Annotated in this window: 17 protein-coding genes and 1 pseudogene; 11 read left to right on the top strand and 7 right to left on the bottom strand. The window is 71.4% G+C overall.

Going from position 1 to position 23825, the window contains the following annotated elements:
* Positions 1 to 627 (bottom strand): carbamoyltransferase N-terminal domain-containing protein (locus ABZU32_RS37950; protein ID WP_354930856.1); only part of this gene is annotated, 627 nt, incomplete at its 3' end.
* 164 nt (positions 628 to 791) lie between these two features.
* On the opposite strand from ABZU32_RS37950, the gene ABZU32_RS37945 reads away from it, so the two are divergent.
* Both ABZU32_RS37945 and ABZU32_RS37940 read left to right on the top strand, forming a co-directional pair.
* On the top strand, positions 792 to 1316 hold the full coding sequence (locus ABZU32_RS37945) for an HAD family hydrolase (RefSeq protein WP_354930853.1): 525 nt from the start codon (positions 792 to 794) through the stop codon (positions 1314 to 1316).
* 13 nt (positions 1317 to 1329) lie between these two features.
* Positions 1330 to 2277: a glycosyltransferase gene (locus ABZU32_RS37940; protein ID WP_354930850.1), complete on the top strand. Its 948-nt coding sequence runs from the start codon at positions 1330 to 1332 to the stop codon at positions 2275 to 2277.
* A gap of 146 nt (positions 2278 to 2423) precedes the next feature.
* On the opposite strand, the gene ABZU32_RS37935 is transcribed toward ABZU32_RS37940, so the two are convergent.
* The 3 genes from ABZU32_RS37935 to ABZU32_RS37925 form a co-directional block, all read right to left on the bottom strand.
* The gene (locus ABZU32_RS37935; RefSeq protein ID WP_354930847.1) at positions 2424 to 3125 is read right to left on the bottom strand and encodes a hypothetical protein; all 702 of its coding nucleotides are present in this window, start codon (positions 3123 to 3125) and stop codon (positions 2424 to 2426) included.
* Positions 3083 to 4831, bottom strand: a complete 1749-nt coding sequence (locus tag ABZU32_RS37930; RefSeq protein WP_354930844.1) for a histidinol-phosphatase — start codon at positions 4829 to 4831, stop codon at positions 3083 to 3085. Before ABZU32_RS37930 ends, ABZU32_RS37935 begins: the two co-directional genes overlap by 43 nt.
* Before the next feature lie 166 nt (positions 4832 to 4997).
* A complete protein-coding gene (locus tag ABZU32_RS37925; RefSeq protein WP_354930841.1) occupies positions 4998 to 5378 on the bottom strand; it encodes a VOC family protein in 381 nt (126 codons plus the stop codon).
* 463 nt (positions 5379 to 5841) lie between these two features.
* Between ABZU32_RS37925 and ABZU32_RS37920 the strand changes: the two genes are divergently transcribed.
* From ABZU32_RS37920 to ABZU32_RS37895, 6 genes are all read left to right on the top strand, one after another.
* On the top strand, positions 5842 to 7896 hold the full coding sequence (locus ABZU32_RS37920) for a glycoside hydrolase family 6 protein (RefSeq protein ID WP_354930839.1): 2055 nt from the start codon (positions 5842 to 5844) through the stop codon (positions 7894 to 7896).
* Between the two features lie 283 nt (positions 7897 to 8179).
* Entirely contained in the window at positions 8180 to 8848 is a 669-nt protein-coding gene (locus ABZU32_RS37915) for a HEAT repeat domain-containing protein (protein WP_354930836.1), read from the top strand.
* Between the two features lie 6 nt (positions 8849 to 8854).
* Positions 8855 to 9859, top strand: a complete 1005-nt coding sequence (locus ABZU32_RS37910; protein ID WP_354930833.1) for a MerR family transcriptional regulator — start codon at positions 8855 to 8857, stop codon at positions 9857 to 9859.
* Between the two features lie 359 nt (positions 9860 to 10218).
* A complete protein-coding gene (locus tag ABZU32_RS37905) occupies positions 10219 to 11661 on the top strand; it encodes an MFS transporter (protein WP_354930830.1) in 1443 nt (480 codons plus the stop codon).
* Positions 11658 to 12074 (top strand): MarR family transcriptional regulator, encoded by a 417-nt coding sequence (locus ABZU32_RS37900; RefSeq protein WP_354930827.1) that lies wholly within the window; start codon positions 11658 to 11660, stop codon positions 12072 to 12074. The genes ABZU32_RS37905 and ABZU32_RS37900 overlap by 4 nt, the downstream gene beginning before the upstream one ends.
* A 237-nt stretch (positions 12075 to 12311) precedes the next feature.
* Positions 12312 to 14249 carry an AAA family ATPase gene (locus ABZU32_RS37895; protein ID WP_354930824.1) on the top strand — a complete coding sequence of 646 codons (1938 nt, stop codon included), beginning with the start codon at positions 12312 to 12314 and terminating at the stop codon, positions 14247 to 14249.
* Between the two features lie 1526 nt (positions 14250 to 15775).
* Here ABZU32_RS37895 and ABZU32_RS37890 read toward each other — a convergent pair.
* From ABZU32_RS37890 to ABZU32_RS37880, 3 genes and pseudogenes are all read right to left on the bottom strand, one after another.
* A complete protein-coding gene (locus tag ABZU32_RS37890; protein WP_354930821.1) occupies positions 15776 to 16342 on the bottom strand; it encodes a dienelactone hydrolase family protein in 567 nt (188 codons plus the stop codon).
* Between the two features lie 634 nt (positions 16343 to 16976).
* Positions 16977 to 17807: pseudogene (locus ABZU32_RS37885) on the bottom strand (polyprenyl synthetase family protein); the annotation flags it as partial.
* 295 nt (positions 17808 to 18102) lie between these two features.
* Positions 18103 to 19491, bottom strand: a complete 1389-nt coding sequence (locus ABZU32_RS37880; RefSeq protein WP_354930859.1) for a family 2B encapsulin nanocompartment shell protein — start codon at positions 19489 to 19491, stop codon at positions 18103 to 18105.
* Positions 19492 to 20252: 761 nt separating this feature from the next.
* On the opposite strand from ABZU32_RS37880, the gene ABZU32_RS37875 reads away from it, so the two are divergent.
* The 3 genes from ABZU32_RS37875 (at position 20253) to ABZU32_RS37865 (ending at position 23783) form a co-directional block, all read left to right on the top strand.
* Entirely contained in the window at positions 20253 to 22262 is a 2010-nt protein-coding gene (locus tag ABZU32_RS37875; RefSeq protein WP_354930818.1) for an erythromycin esterase family protein, read from the top strand.
* Positions 22263 to 22356: 94 nt separating this feature from the next.
* Positions 22357 to 23037, top strand: coding sequence for an alpha/beta family hydrolase (locus ABZU32_RS37870; protein ID WP_354930815.1), 681 nt, complete (start codon positions 22357 to 22359; stop codon positions 23035 to 23037).
* A 134-nt stretch (positions 23038 to 23171) separates the two neighbouring features.
* On the top strand, positions 23172 to 23783 hold the full coding sequence (locus tag ABZU32_RS37865; protein ID WP_354930812.1) for an SIS domain-containing protein: 612 nt from the start codon (positions 23172 to 23174) through the stop codon (positions 23781 to 23783).
* Positions 23784 to 23825 lie beyond the last annotated feature (42 nt).

Genomic DNA, 23825 nt, shown 5'->3' with positions numbered 1-23825 from the left:
ATGACGCGGCTCGCCGTAGGAGGCCAGCGCCATCACCTTGTACTCATCACTGGAGCGCAGGAACCCCAGATGCTCGGTGACCTCCTCGTACATCAACCCGAGCGAATGCGGCAGCTCCTGGGTGGCGAGCACGGTCAGTTCGCCGTCGCGGTAGTGGCCGGCCAGGTGCGACACCGCCTCACCCCGCCCGTCGCACACCAGCACCGCCGAATCACGATAGGGCGCGGCCAGCCCGGCCGAGGCGGCGTGCGCGATGTGGTGCGGCACGTAGGCGACCTGGTCGGGATCCAGTCCCGGCAGGTAGGTGGACAGGAACGACGGGGCGCGGCGGGCGTACGAGGTCCGCAGGTCCTCCCAGCGCTGGTCCTGACCGGGGCCGCCGGGGCGCACGAGCGCGGGGTCGTAGGAGTAGGCGACCGCGTCCAGGTCCTCGGGGCGCAGCCCCGCCTGGCTCAGGCACCACGCGGCGGCCTGCTCGGGGAGCTCCCAGGCCGAGAAGGGCACGGGACGCTTGCCATGTTTGCGGCGGCTGAACCGTTCCTCCTCCGAGGCCGCCACCACGCGCCCGTCGACCACGAGCGCGGCGGCAGGGTCGTGGAAGATCGCGTTGATGCCGAGGAACCTCATCGCTTCTCCCTCCATCGGCGGGGGATGACTACCGAGAGAAGCGCTCCCCAAACAGTAAGCAGCGGCATAACGGGCAATAAGGAAGGAGCACGCTGCGTGTCGTCACCCAAAGTAGTCGTTTGTCCCATTCGAAAATGGGCATCCGGCAGGCTGGAGGTCTCCCCGTGCCGATCCACCCCCGTCCACGCGCGGTCCTGTTCGACCGCGACGGCACGCTCATCCACGACGTCCCCTACAACGCCGACCCGCGGCTGGTCAGCCCCATGCCCGGCGCACGGGCCGCCCTCGACCGGCTGCGCGGGGCCGGAATGCCCCTCGGCGTGGTCACCAACCAGGCCGGCGTGGCCAAGGGCCTGTTCGACGCCGCCGCCCTGCGCAGGGTCAACGCCCGCGTCGAGGAGCTGCTCGGCCCGTTCGGGGTCTGGGCGGTGTGCCCGCACGACGACGGCGACGGGTGCGCCTGCCGCAAGCCCATGCCCGGCCTGGTCCTGCGGGCCGCGCGGGCCCTCGGCGTCGCCCCGGCCGACTGCGTGGTCATCGGCGACATCGGCCGTGACATGGAGGCCGCCCGCGCGGCCGGGGCCAGGGGCATCCTGGTCCCGACCCCGGTGACCCTTCCCGCCGAGGTCGACGCCGCCCCGGAGGTCGCCCGCGACCTCGCCGACGCCGTCGAGCGGGTGATGACATGAGAGAGGCGAGGCCATGAGGGTGCTGGTGTGGCATGTGCACGGGTCCTGGACGACCGCGTTCGTCCAGGGCGGCCACGACTACATGGTGCCGCTCACCGCCGACCGTGGCCCCGACGGGCGCGGAAGGGCGCGCACCTACACCTGGCCCGCCTCCGTCCGCGAGGTCCCGTGGGACCGCCTGCGCGAGGAGGACGTCGACGTGGTCGTGCTCCAGCGGCCGCACGAGCTGGACCTGGCCGAGCGCTGGCTCGGCCGCCGTCCCGGCCGGGACGTGCCCGCCGTCTACGTCGAGCACAACACCCCTGCCGGGGACGTCCCGGCCACCCGCCATCCGCTGGCCGGCCGAGACGACATCCCGCTGGTGCACGTCACGCACTTCAACGAGCTGTTCTGGGACGCGGGGCGGGCGCCCACCCGGGTCATCGAGCACGGCGTCGTCGACCCCGGCCACCGCTACACCGGCGAGCTCGCCCGGGCCGGCGTCGTGGTCAACGAGCCGGTGCGCCGCACCCGGGTCGCCGGGACCGACCTGCTGCCGGCGTTCGCCGCCGCCGCGCCGCTGGACGTGTTCGGCATGAAGGTCACCGGCCTGCCGTACGGCGTCTTCGAGGACCTGCCGCAGCGCGAGATGCACGCCGAGCTGGCCCGGCGCCGCGTCTACCTGCACCCCTACCGGTGGACGTCACTGGGCCTGTCGCTGATCGAGGCCATGATGCTGGGCATGCCGGTGGTCGCGCTCGCGACCACCGAGGCCGTCGAGGCCGTGCCGCCGGAGGCCGGGGTGATCTCGACCCGGCTCGCGACGCTGACCGCCGCCCTGCGGTCGTTCACCGCCGACCCGGCGGCGGCGGCCCAGGCGGGCAAGGCGGCCCGGGCCGCCGCCTGCGCCCGCTACGGGCTGGACCGCTTCCTCGCCGACTGGGACCGGCTCCTCGCCGAGACCGCGACGGTCCGCGCCTGACGCGCGGGCCGTCACAGCCTGTGGCGCGGCCGCCGCGCCTGTGACGCGGGCCGTCGTGCCTGCGGCGCGGACAGTCGTGCCAGACGCGCGGGCCGTCCCGCCCGAAGCTCGGGGCCGCTGTCGGTCCGCGGCCCCGCCTCAGGCGGTCAGCCGTGGTCGGCGCAGCACGGGGTGGGGTTCGGTACCTCGGCCGGCATGAGCATCCCGCCCGCCGCCGGCATGGCGAGCAGGACGATCCGCCCGTCGCGCCACTGCGGCCGGACGAAGTCGTTGGTGGCCAAGGGCGCGTCCGGCGCGGGGTCCTCGGTCCGGCCGAGCACCACGACCCGCTCGACCGCCGAACGGGCGAGCACCTCGGCCGTGGTCAGGGTGCCGGTGAGCGCGTCCCTGCCTGGGAACAGCACCAGACGGCCGCTGGACCCCGCGGCGTGCGCGGCCGCCGCGAGCGCGGCGCCCTCCGCGAGGTCGCCGGGCCCGGTGCGGGCGTCGCCGAGCGCCGCCCCCAGATGGGCCGGCAACGCGCCGAGGTCGACGACGCCTGCCGGGGCCGCGCCCGCGCCGTCGGCCGAATCGGTCCGCGTACCGCCTGCCGGAGCCGTGCCCGCGCCGCCGGCCGAGGCCGTGTCCGCGTCCCTCCCCGTCGCGGTGGGGACGGACAGGGAGCAGGCCACGTGTGCCAGGCCCGTGGTGCGGACGAAGTGCGTGCAGCCCACGGTCCCGGCCGGGAGGCCGAGCGACTCCGCCATCTCGTGGAGAAGGTGCTCGGCCTCCGCGACCGTCCGCGAGCCCGCGTCCAGGCCGAGGATCATCCGCGCGGCGCGATCCAGATCGGGTTGCTGTAGAACCACAGGTCCTTCCACGGGTCGGCGTCGCCGAAGACGTCGATCGCCGGGCCGGCCGGGTCCACCGACGCGCCCAGCAGGCCCACGGCGCCGCGGTTGCCGTCGGTGCCGCGCAGGCGCACGTACACCGGCCGGTCGACGGCGCCGACCTGGTAGGTGAAGGTGACCGTGCCGGTGTTCTTCTTCACCTCGAAGGACTTCACGACCTTGGTCGCCGGGGTGGTGAAGACGTCCTTGTCGGACACCGGGCCGGTCACCTCGCCCTGGATGACGTCCACGCGAGCCAGGGCCGGGATGAACTGCGCCCAGTTGGGCTGGTTCGCCAGGGTGATCTCGATGGCGATCTCCACCTTGGCGCTCTTGCGGACGTGCAGGGTGTCGCCTAGCGTCACCCCGCGCTGGCCGGTGCCCGTCTGGCGGGCGCGGACGACCAGGGCGGTGATCAGGCCGCCGTGGTCCACCCAGACACGGCCCTGGCGGATGCCGTCCATGACGGCGGTGTAGGAGAACTCGCGCGACCCGACGTGGGTCTTGCTGTAGTAGCCCGGCCAGAAGTCGCCGTTGGAGGTGTTCGGCACGCCCTTGTAGATCGGGTCGTTGTACCGGCCGTCGGTGTCCAAGTTCCCGCCCGGCCCGCGGTCGCTGGTGTCGAGGTACACCGTGTGGGAGTCGGAGTTGGCGGTGATCCACCAGCTCTTGCCCTCGGCCAGGAGGCTGTCCCACAGGCCGCCGACGGTGGCGGTCATCCAGTCGAACCCGCCGAAGGTCTTGTAGCTCTCGGGCGGGTAGGCGGCGAAGGAGTCGGCGCTCGGGCTGTTGTCGTAGAAGCCGCGCCCGCTGCCGGCGCCGTTGGGCTTGGCGATGCCCGCGGCCTGGTGGCCGGGCGCGCCCTCCATGCCGACGGCGATGGACGGCTGCGCGTCCCGCCAGCCGCGGATCTCGTGCGGGGCGTCCAGGCCCTTGCGCGCGGGGTGGTTGGCGAGGAACAGCGCGTCCTCGACGCGGCGCCGGCGCACGGCGTCGGCCAGGAAGTTCAGGCCCGCGATGGCCAGCGCCTCGTTCTGCGGGGTGCCGGCGGTCGCGCCCTTGACCGAGCCGTCGAAGGAATTCTCGAACTCCTTCAGCGTGGCGACCTCGTTGCGGCCCGGCGCCACGAAGACGGTGCCGTGCTCGGCGGCCGGGATGTTCCACTCGAGCCCCTGGAAGACCAGGGTGTCCTTGACGGCCTTGCGCGTGGCGACGATGTCCGGGTTGACCTTGTCCACGCCGATCTTGGCGTGCGCGACGCTGCCGTGGTCGGTGATGACCATCCAGTCCAGGCCGTAGGCGTTGCCGTGCCTGACCTGGTCGCTCACCTTGTACATGCCGTCGCTGCTGTGCTGTGTGTGGATGTGGTGGTCGCCGGCCAGCCACAGGTAGCCGTCACGGGGCTCGGTGCTCGTGCGGGTGCGCTGCGTGGCGGCGGCCGCGGCGCCCTGCGTGCCCAGCACGCCGGCGGCGGTCAGGCCCGCGCCCAGCAGGCCCGCGCGGCGGAACATCTGGCGGCGCGAGAGTTCGCCGGGGGAGAGCTCGGCGTCGGGAACCGACAGGTCCACGACCGGTGCGAGGTCGCCCTGGCCGGCGTGCTCGGCGCCGTGGGAGTGGTCGTGGGGGTGAGCGTGCGAGTGCTCGTGAGGGTGGTCGTGCCCGTGGCCCATTTCTTGCCCTTCCATCCCGCCGGAGAGATCTTGCTCCGGCTACGTCAGGCAGATTGGCAAGAGCGGCTGAACCGCGCGTGAACAACCCGGATCGGCGGAAGGGCGATCGGCTTGCGACGTCGCGTACGACCCGGGCGGTCAGCGGCCTGGTCAGAGGGCGGTCAACGACGGACGTCGCCGGCTACTCGGTGGTGAACAGGCAGAAGGGGTGGCCGGCCGGGTCGAGGTAGACGCGGACGTCGTCCTGTGGCTGGAAGTCGGCCAGGACCGCGCCCGAAGCCGTGGCGTGCGCGCCGGCGACCTCCAGGTCCTCCACCTTGATGTCGAGGTGGACCATCATCCGCTGGTCGCCGGGGCCGGCGGGCCAGGTCGGCCGGGTGTACGCGGTCTCGGTCTGGAACGACAGGCCCGGTCCGCCGTCCGGGGCGGCGAGCTTCACCCAGTCCGGCTCGTCCTGCGACACCGTCCAGCCCAGGAGCCGGCGGTAGAACGCCGCCAGTTCCTGGGCGTCGGGGGCGTCGAGCACGATGCCCGACAGCGACATGCTGGGCCTGTCCGACATTCCGCCTCCTGTGACGTGGGGTTCCGTCCCCGGTTCCTGCACCGGCGGAAGCTGGTTAAACGACGGGTTTCAATTGCTTTCAGCGGAGCGTGGGACGGCGGTGGGCGCGGCGAGCGCCGGACCACCGGTCCGTGACCGGCGCGAAAGCGCCCAGAACGCGGTTCCAGATGAATGTTTCATCGGGCTGCCCGGTGATCCACTGTGCTGTGACCCGCGTTTGCCAAGGCCATCGCGGGTCCGGTGGGCCACGCGGGACATCGGCGGTCGAGGCCTTGCGGGGGCGGTGCGCAATCTGCTGTACATCCTCTCGAAACACTCCGACGATGGGAGCGCTCCCACAGGCGATGTCGAGCTGGGTGCTGCTTGGCCGTCTCAAGAAGGCGGCGAACCCCATCAGTTTCATGAGGGAGACAAACAGACAATGGGACCCCACCAGAGATCCTGGCGACGAGGCTTGACGGCGGTGACAGCGCTAGTGCTCACCGGCATCGGGCTCGCCGCGGCCCCGACCACGGCCCACGCCGCGGTCGCCTGTGATGTCACGTATACCAAGTCGTGGGAGGGCGGTGGCGGGTTCGGTGGCAACCTCGTCATCAAGAACCTCGGCGACGCGCTGTCCAACTGGACGCTGACGTTCACCTTCCCCGGCAACCAGCGGGTGACCAACGGGTGGAGCGCCCAGTGGTCGCAGTCGGGCGCCAACGTGACCGCGCGTAACGAGTCCTACAACGGCAGCCAGGCCAGCGGCGCCTCGTGGACGCTCGGGTTCAACGGCAGCTTCAGCGGCAGCAACAGCAACCCGACGAGCTTCGCCATCAACGGCACGACGTGCAACGGCGGCCCTCAGCCGACGCCGACCCCCACGCCGACGCCCACCCCGACTCCGACTCCCACGCCGACCCCCACCCCGACTCCGACTCCGACCCCGACTCCGGGCGTCCAGTCGCTGGTGGTCAGCCCGACGTCGGTGACCGTCCCCGAGGGCAGCACCGCCACCTACGGCGTGCGCCTGGCGCGGCAGCCCAGCTCCAGCGTGACGGTGACCTCGACCGCCGGCAGCGGCGACTCCGACCTCACCATCAGCAGCGGTTCCAGCCTGACCTTCACCACGTCGAACTGGAACACCGCGCAGAACGTCACCCTGGCGGCCGCCGAGGACAGTGACACCACCAGCGGCTCGCGTTCCTTCAGCGTGGCCTCCTCCGGGCTGTCCTCGGTGTCGGTGACCGCCACCGAGTCCGACAACGACGGTGGCACCACCCCGACGCACGTCGACAACCCGTACTCGGGTGCGACCGGTTACGTGAACTCCGACTGGTCCTCCAAGGCCGCGGCCGAGCCGGGCGGCTCCGCCGTCGCCAACCTCTCGACCGGCGTGTGGCTGGACCGCATCGCCGCCATCGAGGGCAGCTCCACCGTCAAGGGTGTGGCGGCGCACCTCGACGCGGCCGTCCAGCAGGACGCCGCGAACGGCAGCACCCCGCTGACGATCCAGTTCGTCGTCTACGACCTGCCCAACCGTGACTGCTCGGCGCTGGCCTCCAACGGTGAGCTCAAGGTCTCGGAGAACGGCCTGAGCCGCTACAAGAGCGAGTTCATCGACCCGATCGCCGCGATCCTGAGCAACTCGAAGTACTCGAACCTGCGCATCGTGACGGTCATCGAGATCGACTCGCTGCCGAACCTGGTCACCAACACCAGCATCGCGGCGTGCGCCGAGGCCAAGTCCAGCGGCGCCTACGTCCAGGGTATTCAGTACGCGCTGAACAAGCTGCACGCCATCAAGAACGTCTACACCTACATCGACGCCGGGCACCACGGCTGGCTCGGCTGGGACAGCAACTTCCGTCCCTCCGCCCAGCTGTTCGCCGACACCGTGCGCGGCACCACCGCCGGCTTCGCCAGCGTCGACGGCTTCATCACCAACACCGCCAACTACTCGGCCCTGACCGAGCCGTACTTCACCATCAACACCACGGTGGGCGGCCAGTCGGTGCGTCAGTCCAAGTGGGTCGACTGGAACTTCTACGTCGACGAGCTGACCTACGCGCAGGCGTTCCGCCAGGAGCTGGTCTCCCAGGGGTTCAACTCCGGCATCGGAATGCTGATCGACACCTCGCGCAACGGCTGGGGCGGCTCGGCTCGGCCCTCCGGGCCCAGCACCTCGACCAACGTCGACACCTTCGTGAACGCCTCCAAGGTCGACCGTCGCGTCCACGCCGGCAACTGGTGCAACCAGAGCGGCGCCGGCATCGGCGAGCGGCCCAAGGCGGCTCCCGCCACCGGTATCGACGCCTACGTCTGGATCAAGCCTCCGGGTGAGTCCGACGGCTCCAGCAAGGCGATCGACAACAACGAGGGCAAGGGCTTCGACCGGATGTGCGACCCGACCTACGGCGGTAACGAGCGCAACGGCAACAACCCGACCGGCGCCCTGGCGGACTCCCCGATCGCCGGTGCGTGGTTCTCGGCGCAGTTCCGCCAGCTCCTCGCCAACGCCTACCCGCCCATCAACTGACAACCGAAGACTGCGGACCTCGCCCCGGCTGACACGGCCATGGCGAGGCCCGCCACCACCACCCAGCGTGGTCCCGCTCCGGACAGGGGTCCTTCCGGAGCGGGACCACGCTCTTTTGTGTCCACCGCTGTGTCCACCGCTGTGTCCACCGCTGTGTCCACCGCTGTGCCACCGCGCCTGGGGCGGGCGCGGGGCCTGACCTCTCCTGGCGATCTCACGGCGTAATGCCGCTTGACCTTGACACGGTGACAAGGTCTTCACTGTGGCCGAGGAGGTGGTCCCGATGACCATGCCGGACCAGGACACCGAGACGATCCGAGCCATCCAGGGGCTGGAGAACGGCGACCCGTCAGTGCGGCTGCGGGCGGCGCTGGCGGTGGGCACGAGCCCCGACCCGCGGTTCGTCGACGCGCTCGTCGAACGGTGCGCGGTAGAGCCGGAATTCTACGTACGCGACATGCTCACGTGGGCGCTCACCCGCCACGCGGCGGCGATGACGGTTCCCAGGCTCATCGACGAGCTCCGCTCGGAGCGCGCGCAGGCACGAAGCCAGGCGTTGCACACGCTGTCCAAGATCGGCGATCGGCGGGCGTGGCCGGCGATCACCAGGGCGCTGCTGACCGACGCCGACGACGAGGTGGCGCGGAGCGCCTGGCGGGCGGCGGTCGTGCTCGTGCCCGAAGGTGAGCGGTCCGAGCTGGCCGGAGTGCTGGCCACACAGCTCGGACGCGGCGAACGTGCGACACAGTTGAGCCTCAGCCGGGCGCTGGTCGCGCTCGATAGTGTGATCACGCCGGCCCTGCGCGCCGCCATGACGCATCCCGACCCCCGTGTGCGTCAGCACGCGATCGCCACGGAGCGGCTGTCACGCGATCCGGATGCCGGATTCGAGTTCGCGATCGAGGAGGCGAAGCGCGTCGTCGCCCTCGGCGGCTCCGGCAAGGAGGAGTGATGGGCAGTGTTGATCGGTGATGTGGCCCGGCGGTCCGGGGTCAGCGCCCGCATGCTCAGGCACTACGACGCGCTCGGCCTGGTGCGGCCGACGGGCCGTACCCGGGCCGGCTATCGCGAGTACTCCGGCGAGGACATCCGGCGGATCTTCCATATCGAGAGCCTGCGGTCGCTGGGGCTGTCGCTGCGTGAGATCGGGCGCGCGCTGGATGACCGTGACTTCACGCCCTCGGAGCTCGTCGACGACCTCATCCGCCAGACGCAGGAACGCATCGCGGCCGAGACGGAGCTGCTCACCCGGCTCCGCCGGATCGGCGCGGCGGACCCCGCGGGCTGGGAGGACGTCCTGCAGATCGTCGCACTCCTGCGGGACCTGGGGGCCACGAGCGCCGGCAGGCGCCAGCGCGCGGCCCTGTCCTCGGCCGGTGAGGTCCCGGTGCCGGTGGAAGCGCTGGTCGAGGCGGCGCTGAGCGAGGCGGACCCGAACGTCGCCGGAGCCCTTCGATGGGCTCTGGCGCAGTCGGGCGATGACGCGCTGGCGCCGCTGGCACAGGGCCTCGGCTCACCCGTGGCCGAGGTGCGCGTCCGTGCCGTCCGGTCGATCGCCGAGATCCCGGACGGCGGAGCGACCACGCTGCTGCGCGACGCGCTCGCGAGCCCCGACGTCGTGGTCCGCAGGTACGCGGCGCTGGCCCTGGGGACACGTGGCGTGGCCGACGCGGTTCCGACGCTCGTCGATATGGTCGTCGAGGGCGTGAACGACGTCGACGCGGCCGACACGCTGAGCGCGCTGGCGAGTCGTCCGGCTTCGGCGGAGGAGATCGCCGCCAGGCTCGTCGGTCGTCTCGCCCTCGGCACCGTCGAAGCGTCCGCCCGTCTACGGGTGACCCAGGCGCTCGCGGAGATCCCGGGAATCACCGCCTCACGAGCCCTCGCGGACCTGTCACAGGACGAAGATCGTGCCGTCGCGCTCACCGCGGCGTACATCCTCCGGATACGCGACGCACGATAACCGACCTTCACCGTTGGACGCTGCTCCGGACCTCACCCGAGGCGCGATCGGGGACGGGTGGGGGACAGCCACGTGACCGCGCCATCGTCGCGGCCGGACGAGATCGGCCGCGGCGAGTCGCGGCAGGCCGCTGTCCCCCAGAGCGCGGCGACGGCGGAGCCCGGCCCGAACGCGCTGCGCGGTCCCCGGCGGACGTCCGTGAACGGAGTCCGGCTCAGGAGACCGGCCGTCGCACGCCCCCACGAAGTCGTCCTTCCCCGGCGTTCGCCATGTATCCGCAGCTCATGGGCATAAATCCGGCTATCGCGGCATTGGTTGTACTATTAAAACCATTGTAGGCCTACAAGTATGGAGGCGTCGTGCCGGAGCTCAGCCGCCGCAGGCGAATGCTCATCCTGGTCATCTGCTGCATGAGCCTGTTCATCGTCGGGCTCGACAACACCATCGTGAACGTCGCCCTCCCGGCGATCGAGCGCGACCTGCACGCGCCCGTCTCGGGCATGCAGTGGACCATCGACGCCTACACCCTTGTGCTGGCCAGCCTCCTGCTGCTGGCCGGCTCGACCGGCGACCGCGTCGGACGGCGGCGCACGTTCCAGACCGGCCTGGTGGTCTTCGCGCTCGGCTCCCTGCTGTGCGGGCTCGCGCCGAGCCTCGGCTGGCTGGTGGCCTTCCGCGTCGTGCAGGCCATCGGTGGCTCGATGCTCAACCCCGTCGCCATGTCGATCGTCACCAACATCTTCACCGACCCCCGCGAACGCGCCCGCGCCATCGGCGTGTGGGGAGGCGTGGTCGGCATCAGCATCGGCCTCGGCCCGGTCGTCGGCGGCGCGCTCATCGACTCGATCGGCTGGCGCGCCATCTTCTGGATCAACGTGCCGGTCGCCGCGGCCGCCCTGGTGCTCACCGCCGTCTTCGTCCCCGAGTCGCGGGCCTCGCGCGCCCGCCGCATCGACCCCGTCGGGCAGGTGCTGGTCATCGTGACACTGGCCGCGCTCACCTACGCGATCATCGAGGCGCCGGGGCACGGCTGGGGGTCGCCGCTCATCATCGGGTTCTCCCTCCTCGCGGTCGCCGGGCTCGCCGGCCTGCTCATCTACGAGCCGCGCCGCCGCGAACCCCTCATCGACCTGCGCTTCTTCCGCAGCGTCCCCTTCTCCGGCGCCTCGGTCATCGCGATGAGCGCGTTCGCCGCCTTCGGCGGATTCCTGTTCCTCAACACCCTGTACCTGCAGGACGTCCGTCACCTGTCCCCGTTCCACGCGGGCCTGTGCACGCTGCCGATCGCCGCGATGACCCTGCTCTGCGGCCCGCTGTCCGGACGGCTGGTCGGCGAGCGCGGGCCCCGGCCGTCCCTGGTCATCGCCGGTGTCGCCTTCACCGTGAGCGGGCTCATGCTCACCCGGCTGAGCGCCGACACGCCCTTGCTCTGGATCCTGGCCGCCTACACCGTCTTCGGCCTGGGCTCCGGCATCGTCAACGCCCCGATCACCAACACCGCCGTCTCGGGCATGCCGATCTCGCAGGCCGGGGTCGCCGCGGCCGTCGCCTCGACCAGCCGCCAGGTCGGCCAGTCGCTGGGCGTCGCCATCGCCGGCTCGGTGCTCGCCACCGGCCTGTCCGGATCGCTCCGCGACGGCTTCGCCTCCGCCGGGCGGGCCGGCTGGTGGATCACCGTCGCGTACGGGACTGTCGTGCTCGCTCTGGGTATCATCACCACGGGCAGATGGGCGAAGGGCACCGCGGAGCGGACCGCGGCGCACCTCTCCGTCGAGGACACGAGGATTCCCGTCACGTCATGAGCCACGACCCCCAGATGGCCGCCCGAGCCTGGCACGGCATGCGCACGCTCATCCTCGACCGGTACGACCGCCGCAAGGAGGTCACCGCGGCCCTGGACATGAGCTTCATCCGCGTCAAGGCCCTGCGCCACCTCGCGGGGTCACCGATGACCATGCGCCGGCTCGCCACCGAGCTCTCCATAGACGCGCCCTACACCACCCTGGTCGTGGACGACCTGGTCCGCCGCGGCCTGGTGGTGCGCGACGTCCACCCCGACGACCGCCGGCAGAAGATCGTGACCGTCACCCCCGAAGGCGAGAAGGCCGCCGCCCGCGCCGAGGGCATCCTGGACGAGCCCCCGCCCGCCATCCTCGCCCTCGACCCCGCCGACCTCGCCACCCTCGACCGCATCATCGCCACCCTCACCCGCTGAATGACGATGCTGGTTGGATCAGAGCTCACTGCCCCCCGGACCTCCGGCCGGGGCGCTTGCCGGCAGCGCCCGGAACTCGGTGACCGACGGCCGGTCCTGCCGCTCACGCGGCACAGCCCGCAGCACTGGGCGCCCGGTCCCGATGATGTGCTGACTCCGATAGGCGGGCGTGAGAACGGCGCATCTGCATGGTTCCGGCGGCAGGACGCGAGCGCCGGGGAATGGCAGACTGTGACCATGCGGCCACCCCGAGCGAGGTACTTCAACGCCACCGGCCCGTGCGGTCCTCTGCACCACTACATGTTGCCCCCCGCGCAGCGGCTTCCGCAGGCGCGGGTGCTCGTCGAGATGGACCGGTACTTCGTGCTGCACGCGCCCCGGCAGACCGGGAAGACCACCACGCTAGGCACCCTGGCCTCCGAGCTGACCGCCGAAGGCGACACCGCCGCCCTGATGTTCTCCTGTGAAGAGACCAAGGTGGCCGGTGACGACTTCGCGGTAGCGGAATCGATTCTGCTGGATTCCATCCGTGAGGCCGCCGAGCGGTCGGGATGGCCCGATGAGCTGATGCCACCCGATGAGTGGCCGCAGTCGCCCCCTGGTACCCGGGTCCGTACGGCGCTGAGCGAGTGGTGCCGCCGCTGCCCGCGCCGGGTGGTGCTGTTCTTCGACGAGATCGACGCCCTGCAGGGAAATGGCATGGTCAGCATCCTCAGCCAGCTCCGCGCCGGTCACAACGCGCGGCATGAGAGCTACCCGTTCCCCGCTTCCGTGGTGCTGTGCGGGTTGCGGGACCTGCGTGACTACAAGGTCGCCTCGGGCGGCGAACCCGGCCGCTCCAACCCGGCCGGCCCGTTCAACATCGTCGCCGAGTCACTGCGTCTCAGCGACTTCAGCGCCGACCAGATCGCCGAACTGTACGACCAGCACACCCAGGCGACCGGCCAGGAGTTCACCAAGGACGCGATAGAGCGCGTCTTCGAACTCACACAAGGACAACCATGGTTGGTCAACGCCCTGGCCTTCGAAACCATCCTCCAGGTAGGGATGACTCCCACCATCACCGTCGGGCAGATAGAGGACGCCGAGGAGCGGCTGATCCGCAAGCGCGCCACTCATCTGGACGCGCTGGTCGCCCGGTTGCGGGAGCCCAGAGTAAAGCGGGTGATCGAGCCCATCCTGGCCGGGGACTTCCCCGACGTCGACCTCACCTTCTCCGACGACCTGTCCTATGTCCGCGACCTGGGCCTGGTCAAGGAGCAACCCCCGCTGCAGGTGGCGAACCCGATCTACCGGGAGGTCATCCTGAGGGTGCTCGGCAACCCGTCGGAACAGTACGTGATGGCCGATCCGCGCAGCTTTGTGCTGTCGGACGGCCGGTTCGACCTGCCGCGCCTGTTGCGGGAGTTCGTCGTGTTCTGGCGCGAGCACGGCGAGGTGCTCGTCCGGCAGGAGGGCTACCACGAGGCCGCCTGCCAGATCATCCTCATGGCCTTCCTGCACCGGCTGGTCAACGGCGGAGGCCGGCTCGACCGGGAGTACGCCGCCGGCACCAAACGCCTGGACGTGCTGGTCCGCTGGCCTTACACCGGCCCAGAAGGCGAACGGCTCACGCAGCGCGAGGCCATGGAGCTGAAGGTCTGGCGAGCGGGCGGGAACGACCCGATGCCCGACGGCCTCGCGCAACTCGACCGGTACCTGGACCGCCTCACCCTCACCACCGGCGCGCTGGTGATCTTCGACCGGCGCACCGAAGCCCCGCCGTGGAGCGAACGAGGCGCATTCGAGCGGGGCGACCACGCCGTCCGGCCGCCAGGTCACCGTTCTGCGAGTGTGACGAGATCGGCGTCGTCTCCGCCGTCGAAGGGTTCGATCAGCCGATTGGCGGTCATGGGCTGCGGCGGCCCACCTTCTCTCTTGGCGCCCCTGGCTGCTGGTCGTCTCGCCGTCTCGCAGGCTGGGGCGTTCGTGGGGGAGAGCGCTCAGGTGGGGAGGAGGGCCAGCAGGTTGGCGGGGAAGTTGACGAAGTCGTCCGGGCGGATGGCGCGCAGGACGGTCGCCGCGAGCACCGGGTCGCGCTGGATCATGAGGGTGGCGGTGTTGGGCTGGCTGAAGAACTGCACGGTCATGGACAGCAGTTCGGTGTCGCCGGAGACGTACAGCTTGGCCGGGTAGTACTTGCCGCTTCTCTGCGCATCCGGGTTGGTGTAGTACGCCTCGAACGCCGGCATGGCGCTGACGTCGAAGGCCGGTTCGGCCTTCTCTGACTTGGGATAGATGTTGACGAGCTGAGCGCCCACCATGCGCATTCTGATGATCTGGTGCAGGCGCATCCATTCGACCGCGGGAAGGTAGAACTCGACCTGGTGCCCGATCTCGTGCACGACCGTGGAGACGTCGTCCATCACCGACAGGCGCACCTTGTTGCCCACGCGCGCGGCGTTCGCCCGGTACTGCGTCACGCGGGTGCCGAGCCAGAACCGGCCGGGCTCGACGGTGTCCTCGGTGACCTCGATGTTCGACACATGCTGCGCGGGTGGCCTGCGCGACGGCTGCACGAGTGCGGCATAGATCACCATGCCGGTCGGCGCGTTCTTGAAGAACTGGTCGGCGTACTTGCCGAAGTGCTTCTGGGCCTTGCAGGCGGTGGTGACCACGATGTTGGGCAGGGTGCCGCTCTGGGCGCCGGAGCCGATGGCGAGCTTGCCGTTGTACATGGCCTGGACCACCGGGAGGGCCTCCAGGGCCTGGACCAGCGCGGCCTTCTCGGCGTTGGTGGGATCGGCGGGCGTGTGCGCCGCCTGCAGGATCTGCTCGGCGGCCTCCACCAGGGGGTCCTTGACCGAGCCGCCGGCGTGGTTCTGGATGAGGGCCTTCAGGTCGGCGGGGACGTCCGCGTGGTTGAGGTACAGCTGCCGCTCACAGGCGACCACGTACGGGTCGAAGCGCGCGCGAACCGCCAGGCCCACCTGCGCGACCAGGTGCTCGTCGGCGGCGACGTTGGTGGCCGACGCGTAGGTGTTGGTCGCCTTGGAGGTGACCATGGACGCGTAGGACGAGACCGAGGCCCCGGGGGCCATCAGCGAGCACGCGTGCATCGCCGCGTCGATGTGATTGCTCAGGACGCCCAGCGCGGGCATGGCGAGGGTGTCGATCCCCGGGTCCTGGATCGCCGCGAGATAGCTTCGGACCGCGCCGTCACACACCGCGTTCTGGGTGATCCCGGCCTCCTTGACGTGGTCCTCCAGGCGCGTCAGCAGCAACGGGAAGGCGGTCGGCGCCACCGCGCCGGGATCGGAGTTCGTCTTGGAACGGTCCTCGCGCATGCCGCTGTCGGGGGACGGTTGAGCGGGAAACATGGTGGGCCTCTTTCGGGAGAGGAACGCTGAACCTGGTGCGAGCACGCCGAATAGGCGCGGTGCTCAGCGGAAGGGGTGGCTTGTGCAGCGTAAGCCGGGCACGTCGCCCCGGCAATCGCCAACCGTCCCGTGTCCGCATCAGGCCAGAGGACCGCAATATCCCACTCGACCGCACCTCGATGTCCCCCGTGGCCCCAGACCGGATCCCTGACATGGTCTGTCGGCGTACGAGGAGAGCCACCCGGCTACAGCGCAGAGCCGGGTCGGCTTCACATCGAGCGCATCCGATGGTCCATTCGTCCTCTCCTCCCGCCTCGGCGCCGGCGTTCCCCCATCGGCGGTTCAGAGGTGGCGGAGGAAGTCCATGCTTCGGTGCCAGGTGAGGGCGGTGGCTTCTTCGTCGTGTTCGCGCAGAGTCGCGTCGGTGTAGAAGTGCCCGACTCCCGGATAGGTGAAGACCTGTACGACGGAGCCGGCGTCCGTCGCGGCACTTTCCCATGCGGCGACGGCGGCGGGAGGCGCGAACGCGTCCGGGTCGGCGACGTGCAGTTGCACGGGCAGGCCGGCCCGAGCCGAGGCGGGGATCTCGGCTATGCCGTGCACGAGCAGCACGCCCGCCGTGTCGCGCCGATCCGCCAGCAGGTCGCCGATGACCCCGGCGCCCATCGAGACGCCGGCGAGGACCGTGCCGGCGGGCATCTTCCGTACCGCGTCGCGAGCCCGTTCGACGATGACCTCCCAGCCGATCCGTTTCTGCAGGACGAACCCGTGGTCGATCGTCGTCGCGCTCTCACCTGCGTACAGGTCGGGCGTGACGACCTCGTGCCCGGCGGCGCGGAAGCGGTCGGCGGCGGCGCGTTCGACGTCGCGCAGCCCGTAAACGGAATGGAACAGAGCGATGTGAGCCATCCCGCCATCCTCCCCGACCGCCACCACCACCTTCGGCCGTCCAGACCCGGCCGCGCATGTCTTCCCTGGTGACAGAGGCCGACCCGGTTGCGGCGTGTATCAATTCCTCCGCCTCCAGGGGGTGGAGGCGGAGGAATTGATACACGCGTCTCGCCGAGACCGTGCCTCGCCGCCGGCTCGGACATGGAGCGGGCAGGCCGGTGGGTCAGTGGTCGCGCTTGGCGAGGAGGTGGGCCAGGGCGTGGAGTTCGGCGGCGGGGCGGGGGGCGGGGTCGACGGAGGCGAGGTGGGCGAGCGCCTCGGCCAGCAGGTCGTCCGCCCGGGCCTGCGTCCAGGCGCGGCCGCCGGCGGCCTCGATGAGCGAGGCCATGCGCGCCAGTTCGGGCGTCCCGGGCGCCTGTTCGGCGGGGGCGAGAACGGACGAGGCGGGCGGTCGGCCGGCCGGAGTGGTCCACGACCCGGCTGGAGCGATCGCCGGCCCGGGCGGAGTGATCTCTGATTCGGGTGGAGTGAACCCCTGGGCGGCCGAGGTGGGCGCCGGTCCCGCAGGGGTGAGCCCCGGTGCGGCTGAGGTGTGCTCGGGTCCGGCTGAGGCGGATGGCCGTCCGGGTGGGGTGGCGGGTTGGGGGCGGCGGTAGAAGGCGGCCAGTTCGGCGGCGGGTGGGGTGGCGGAGGTGAGGGCGGCGACGACGGGGAGGGACTTCTTGCGGTTGCGCAGGTCGGAGAAGACCGGTTTGCCGGTCACCGACGGGTCGCCCCAGATGCCGAGCAGGTCGTCGACCATCTGGAAGGCGAGCCCGAGACGCGAGCCGAACGCGCGCAGGGCCTCGATGACCTCGGGACCGCCGTCGCCGGACAGGGCGCCGAGGGCGCAGGAGGCGGCGAGCAGGGCCGCGGTCTTCCCCTCGGCCATGCTCACGCACTCGGCCAGAGTGACCTCGTCGCGGGTCTCGAAGGAGGTGTCGGCGCTCTGGCCCTCCACCAGGTCGAGCACCGCCGCGCCGAGGACCCGCGTCGCCTCGTCGGCGACCGGGCCGCCGCCGGCCCGCAGCACCTCGAACGCGAGCGTCAGCAGGGCGTCCCCGGCGAGGATCGCCCCGCTGACCCCGAACACGCTCCAGGCGGTCGGACGGTGGCGCCGGGTCGCGTCGCCGTCCATGACGTCGTCGTGCAGGAGCGAGAAGTTGTGCACCAGCTCCACCGCCACCGCCGCGGGCACGGCCGCGGCCGCCGAGCCCCCGGCCGCCTCGGCGGCCAGCAGGACCAGCGCGGGTCGCACGGCCTTGCCCGCGTTGCCCGACGCGGGACGGCCCTGCTCGTCCAGCCAGCCGAAGTGGTAGGCGGCGATGCGCCGCATGGAGGGCGGCAGCGACTCCACCGCGGACCGCAGCGGCGGCCCGGTCAGCTCGCGGCTCCACGCGAGCACCTCCCGGGGCGGCCGCCCGGTGGTCACCGTCTTCGCCATGAGCACGGCTCCTTCCCGCTCGCTCATCGTGCCGGCCATGCGCGTCACGCCCTTTCACCGGCCCTCGGGGCGTCCCGGCGCCCGGCCGGTGGGCGCGCGGGACGTGCGACGACCGCCGGGCGCGGCCGGGGTCGTTCGCACGGCCCTGGCGTCACCCGGTTCGTTCCCCGGGTGGTGCGCCGGCCGCCGGTCCGTCAGTGACCCCGACGGTGGTCGGTCGCCGGTCTGTCAGTGTCCCGGGCGGTGGTCGGCCGCCCGTTGGTTTGTTCCCCGAACGGCGTGTCCGACCGCGGTTTCAGTGACCGATCTCGACGTGTTCGAGCACGCCCAGTGCGTCCGGCACCAGGACCGCGGCGGAGTAGTAGGCGCTGACCAGGTAGGAGATGATGGCCTGCTCGTCGATGCCCATGAAACGCACCGACAGGCTCGGCTCGTACTCGTCGGGCAGGCCGGTCTGGTGCAGGCCGATGACGCCCTGGTCGTCCTCGCCGGTGCGCAGCACCAGGATCGAGCTGGTGCGGGTCTTGGTGATCGGGATCTTGTTGCAGGGCAGCAGCGGGACGCCCCGCCAGGCCGGCACGGCGTGGTCGAACAGCTGCACGGTGTCGGGGTACAGGCCGCGGCGGCTGCACTCCCTGCCGAACGCCGCGATCGTCTGCGGGTGGGCCAGGAAGAAGTGCGACTTGCGGCGCCGGCACAGCAACTCGTCGAGGTCGTCGGGGGTGGGCGGGCCGGTGCGGGTCTGGACGCGCTGCCGCAGGTCGGCGTTGGGCAGCAGCCCGAACTCGGGGTTGTTGATCAGCTCGTGCTCCTGGCGCTCGCGCAGGGCCTCGATGGTGAGGCGCAACTGCTCGTGCGTCTGGTTCATCGGCTGGTTGTACAGGTCGGCGACGCGGGTGTGGATGCGCAGGATGGTCTGCGCGACGCTGAGCTCGTACTCGCGGGGGCTGGCCTCGTAGTCGACGAAGGTGGTCGACAGCGACGGCTCGCCGGAGTGGCCGGAGGTGATGTCGATGGCGGCCTCGCCGTGCTTGTTGTGCGGGGGCCGAGGGTGCCGTTCGTGCTCCTCCACGTGGTCGCGCAGCGCCGGGGACTGGTCGAGCAGCTCCTGGAACGCGTGGCGGGAGAGGGTGAGGACGGTGGTCGGGGTGACCGCCTTGATCGTGTGCTCCCACGTGGCCGGGGTGGCCGCGGACAGGGAACGGTCGCCGTAGTACTCGCCGTCGGCCAGGACGGCCAGGGTGGTCTGGTCGCCGTACTCGCCCGTGCCGATCTTGTTGACCTTGCCGTGCGCGATGAGGATGAGCCGGTCGGCCGGGTCGCCGATCTGCGCGATGGTGCTGCCGGGCTCGTGCTGGTGCTGGGTGAAGCGGCTCGCCAGCGCCTCCAGCACGCCGTCGTCGCCGAAGTGGCGCAGCAGCGGAAGCTCGCGCAGCTCGGGCGGGACGACGCGCACGTCGTTGCCCTGGTTGGTGAAGCTCAGCCGCCCGTCGCCGACGGCGTAGGTGAGGCGGCGGTTGACGCGGTAGGCGCCGCCGGGCGTGTTGACCCAGGGCAGCATGCGCAGCAGCCATCGGGAGGTGATGTTCTGCATCTGTGGCTGCGACTTGGTGGTCGTGGCCAGGTTGCGTGCCGCCGTGGTGGCCAGGCTCTGCTGCGGCCTGCCGTTTTCCGTGCCTGTCATCTCGCTGGTCGTCTCGGTCACGACCACACCACCAATCCCTATCGCATCGAACGGAGGAGACGCTGAAAACAGGAGCGAGGTCTTCCCGGATGACTCCGGGTCGTACGGTGCGCAGTGATCGGGTGTTCGCCAGGTGTATATGAAGGAATAACCGTGGAAACCCGCGCCGGCCCTGGCGGCCGTGGGTCCGGTGATTTCCGGGGCGGAGGCGGAAACGCCGGGAACGCGGGGCGAAGCGCTGTGATGCCGTTCGTCTTTCATGGTGCCGGTCGAATGCGCGATGGTGCGCTCTCGCCGTGGTCGGGGGATCGTCGCTGAGTCGGGAACGGGGGGGCTCTGGCCACGTATCGCTTTCCGTGGCCTGCTCGGACGCAATGATTATGGAGCCTTGATCTTCGGTGTGTCAATTACCGTTTTCCCTGGCCATTGCCCGTGGGGTGAACCAGATATCGCTGGCGAGAAGACGCGCTGGTCGATATTTCATAAAGTGCCGCGTTTATTAATTGAATGTGGTTTGGCGGGTTTGGTGGTCTTCATCGGATGCCCGCCGCGGGCCGGCGCTCGGGCTCGCCGCCTGCCCGATCGCCCGCCCGATCGCCGGCCCGCCGGCGGCTGCGTCACCCGTGCCCGAAGGCCGCCGCCGGAGAAGGCGTAGGCTCGGCGATATGGCCCAGGACCACCCGTCCGAGGCCCGTGCCGCCGGCTCGGCCGGCGCGTCGTGCGGCCGGGTGGCCCGCCGCCGAGCACGATAGGGGGCCTCGATGCCCGACCGCCTCTTCTCGGACCGCAGGGATGCCGGGCGCGCGCTCGCCGGTCTCCTCGACCACCATCGGGGGCGGCCGGACCTGCTGGTGCTGGCGCTGCCGCGCGGTGGCGCCCCGGTGGGGTACGAGGTGGCGCGGGCCCTCGGCGCGGACCTGGACGTCTTCGTCACCCGCAGCCTCGGCGTGCCCGGCCAGGAGGACCTGGCGATGGGCGCCATCGCGGGCGACGGCGTCATCGCCCTCAGCGACGACGTGGTCAGGGGGCTGGCCATCCCTCCCGGGGTGGTCGAGCACGTCGCCGGCCTGGAAGGACGGGAGATCACCCGCTGGGAGCGGCACTTCCGCCAGTGTCGTCCCGCGCAGCCGGTCGAGGGCCGGGAGGTGATCGTCGTGGACGACGGCCTGGCCACCGGCGCCGCCATGACCGCCGCGCTGAAAGCCCTGCGGCGGCAGCGCCCCGCGCGCGTCGTCGTCGCCCTGCCCGCCTGCTCGGCCGCCACCTACGAGGAACTGCGGATGACGGCGGACGAGGTCGTCGTCGCCACCACGCCCTCGCCGTACTTCGTCGTCGACCCCTCTTACTGGGACTTCGTGGAGGTGACGCTGGAGGACGTGCGCGACCTGCTGCGGGCCTCGGCCACCTCGGCGCAGGCCAGGGCGGCCGGACAGGGGCCCGGGGCCGTCGCGGGCCTGCGTGCGGAGGCGATTCCGCTCGACAACGGCGTGCCGTCGCCGGACGTACTGTTCGACCTGGTGGGTGAGGCCAGGTTCGTGCTCATCGGCGGCGCTTCCCACGGCACCCACGAGTTCTACGCGGCGCGCGCCGCCATGACCCGGCGCCTCATCGAGGAGCGCGACTTCCGTGCCGTCGCCGTGCAGGCCGACTGGCCCGACGCCTACCGGGTGAACCGGTACGTCCACGGCCGCGGCCACGACGCCACCGCCGAGCAGGCGCTGGGCGGCTTCGAGCGGTTCCCGTCGTGGATGTGGCGCAACGCGGTCGTGCTGGACTTCGTCACCTGGCTGCGCGACCACAACGACGGCGTCCTCGCCGGGCTCTGCGGCCAGGCCGGCTTCTACGGGCTCGACGTCTACGGCGCGCACCGGACGATGCGGCGGGTCGTCGACTTCCTCCAGGAGACCGACCCGGTCGCCGCCGCCCGCGCCCGCGACCGGTACGCCTGCTTCGACCACCTCGGTCCCGAGGACCGGCCGTACGGGCTGAGCCCGGCCTGCGGCGCCGGCGAGAGCAGCGAGGAAGCGATGATCGCCCGGCTCGTCGCCCTGCGGCGCGAGGCGATGAGCTCCGCCCGTGAGGAGGGCCTGCTGCCCGAGGACGAACTGTTCTACGCCGAGCTCAACGCCGCGGCCACGCGGAACGCCGACGAGCACTACCGGTCCATGCTCGGCGGCCGCATCTGCGCCTGGAACCATCGCGACCGCCACATGGCCGACACGCTGGACGCGCTGTCGGAGCACCTCGCCCGGCGGCGCGGCGGCCCCGCCAAGATCGTCGTATGGGCGCACGACGCCCATGTGGGGGACGCGCGGGCGACGGAGGCGGCGTGCCGGGGCGAGATCAACCTCGGCATGCTCGTGCGCGAACGGCACGGGGACGCCTGCCGCAGCATCGGAATGACCACCTACACCGGCACGGTCACCGCCGCCGACCAGTGGGGCACGCGGCCCGAACGCAAGTGGCTGCGCCCCGCCCTGTCCGACAGCGCCGAGGAACTGTTCCACGAGGTCGGGGAGAAGCAGTTCCTCACCTGGTTCGCGGCGGCGCCCCGCAGCGCCGACGTGCTGCGCTCGGCCCGCCTGCAGCGCATGATCTCGGCGGTGTACCGCGCCAGGTCCGAGCGCCGGTGCCACTACTTCCGCGCCCGCCTGAGCGACGAGTTCGACGCCGTCCTGCACATGGACGAGACCCGCGCGGTGGAGCCGCTCGACCGGACGCCCGAATGGGACCACGACCGGCTTCCCCGCACCTGTTCTCCCGGCGGGTGATCGCCGGCGCGGTCCTCACGACGCCGTGGGCCGCGCCGGCCGGGCAGGGCCGGAGGACACCGGCCGTTTCCCGCCGACCAGGAAGGAGGAGGTGATGGCGGAACCGCGGAGCCTGGCCGTTCCGGCGGGGGACGTCTCGCTCGGGGCGGACGTGGCCGTGCCGCCGGACGCCCGGGGTGTGGTGCTGTTCGCCCACGGCAGCGGCAGCGGGCGGCACAGCCCCCGCAACCGGCACGTCGCCGCCGAGCTGAACGAGGCCGGGCTGGCCACCGTGCTGATGGACCTGCTGACCCGCGAAGAGGAGGAGATGGACGCCTTCACCGGTGCCCTCCGCTTCGACATCGGCCTGCTCGCCGAGCGGGTGGTCGCGGTCACCGACTGGGTGGCGCGGCAGGAGCGGCTGTCGGCCCTCGGCATCGGGATCTTCGGCGCCAGCACGGGCGCGGCGGCGGCCCTGGTGGCCGCGGCCCGGCGTCCGGACACGGTGCGGGCGGTCGTGTCGCGCGGCGGGCGGCCGGACCTGGCCGGCGACCACCTGCGCGAGGTGCGTCAGCCGACCCTGCTCATCGTGGGCGGCGACGACCCGATGGTGATCGTCCTCAACCGGGAGGCCATGGAGCGAATGCCCGGCCCGACCGGGTTCTCGGTCATCACCGGCGCCACCCACCTGTTCGAGGAGCCCGGCACGCTCGACGAGGTGGCCCGCCTGGCCGGAGAGTGGTTCGTCCGCCACCTGAGCGGCGCGCACCACGGCGGCGCGCACCCCCTTTCCTGAGGCGCGTTCTTCACGGCGCTCAGGGCCCCCAAGGTAGGAGATCAAGCCTTTACTCCGGGTTGTCCGCCTTGGGGTGTCGGCACCGTGTGTACGCATCGTAGCCTGACGACTACGGTACATAACGGAGCGTGAACATGCCTGTGACGTCGACCACGCGCGAGGCGGTCAGCGAAGCCTTCTCCCGGCGGGAGTCCGCGGGGCGCCGGCTCGCCGAGGACTCCGAGCGCATCACGCGCGCGTGCCGTGCCATGGCCGTGCGGTTCCACCGCGGCGGCAAGCTGATCGTCTTCGGCAACGGCGGCGCGGGCACCGACGCCTCCCACATCGCCGTCGAGTTCATGCACCCCGTCGTCGTCGGCAAGCGGGCCCTGCCCGCGATGGCGCTCGGCAACGACGCCGCCACCGTCTCCGCGGTCGGCGCCCGCGACGGCCTGGCCGAGGTCTTCGCCCACCAGGTGCGCCACTGGGGCGCTCCGGCCGACATGGCCCTCGGCGTCTCGCCCGACGGGTGGTGCGCCAACGTCCTGAAGGGGCTGGAGGCCGCCCGCGAGCAGGGCCTGTTCACGATGGCCCTGCTCGGCGGCGACGGCGGCGCGATCGCCCGCAGCGCGGCGGTGGACCACGCGCTCATCGCCGGCTCCGAGGACCCCGCGGTGGTCAAGGAGATCCACGTCACGATGTACCACGTCCTGTGGGAACTGGTCCACGTCTTCCACGCGCGCACCCGCCCGGACACGGCCCGATGACCCCTCGCGAGGGCACGCCCGCGCCCGTCCGCCGCGCCGCCG

The sequence above is a fragment of the Sphaerisporangium sp. NPDC005288 genome, assembly GCF_040607475.1.
Classification (GTDB): domain Bacteria; phylum Actinomycetota; class Actinomycetes; order Streptosporangiales; family Streptosporangiaceae; genus Sphaerisporangium; species Sphaerisporangium rhizosphaerae.
The sequence above is the reverse complement of the archived record's forward strand: the minus strand, read 5'-3'. Positions and strand labels throughout refer to the sequence as shown.

Coding starts and splice junctions, on each gene's coding strand:
- ABZU32_RS37940 (WP_354930850.1), top strand. CDS start 1,330: ATGAGGGTGCTGGTGTGGCATGTGCACGGGTCCTGGACGACCGCGTTC.
- ABZU32_RS37930 (WP_354930844.1), bottom strand. CDS start 4,831: ATGGAAGGGCAAGAAATGGGCCACGGGCACGACCACCCTCACGAGCAC.
- ABZU32_RS37925 (WP_354930841.1), bottom strand. CDS start 5,378: ATGTCGGACAGGCCCAGCATGTCGCTGTCGGGCATCGTGCTCGACGCC.
- ABZU32_RS37915 (WP_354930836.1), top strand. CDS start 8,180: ATGACCATGCCGGACCAGGACACCGAGACGATCCGAGCCATCCAGGGG.
- ABZU32_RS37900 (WP_354930827.1), top strand. CDS start 11,658: ATGAGCCACGACCCCCAGATGGCCGCCCGAGCCTGGCACGGCATGCGC.
- ABZU32_RS37895 (WP_354930824.1), top strand. CDS start 12,312: ATGCGGCCACCCCGAGCGAGGTACTTCAACGCCACCGGCCCGTGCGGT.
- ABZU32_RS37890 (WP_354930821.1), bottom strand. CDS start 16,342: ATGGCTCACATCGCTCTGTTCCATTCCGTTTACGGGCTGCGCGACGTC.
- ABZU32_RS37880 (WP_354930859.1), bottom strand. CDS start 19,491: ATGACAGGCACGGAAAACGGCAGGCCGCAGCAGAGCCTGGCCACCACG.
- ABZU32_RS37875 (WP_354930818.1), top strand. CDS start 20,253: ATGCCCGACCGCCTCTTCTCGGACCGCAGGGATGCCGGGCGCGCGCTC.
- ABZU32_RS37870 (WP_354930815.1), top strand. CDS start 22,357: ATGGCGGAACCGCGGAGCCTGGCCGTTCCGGCGGGGGACGTCTCGCTC.
- ABZU32_RS37865 (WP_354930812.1), top strand. CDS start 23,172: ATGCCTGTGACGTCGACCACGCGCGAGGCGGTCAGCGAAGCCTTCTCC.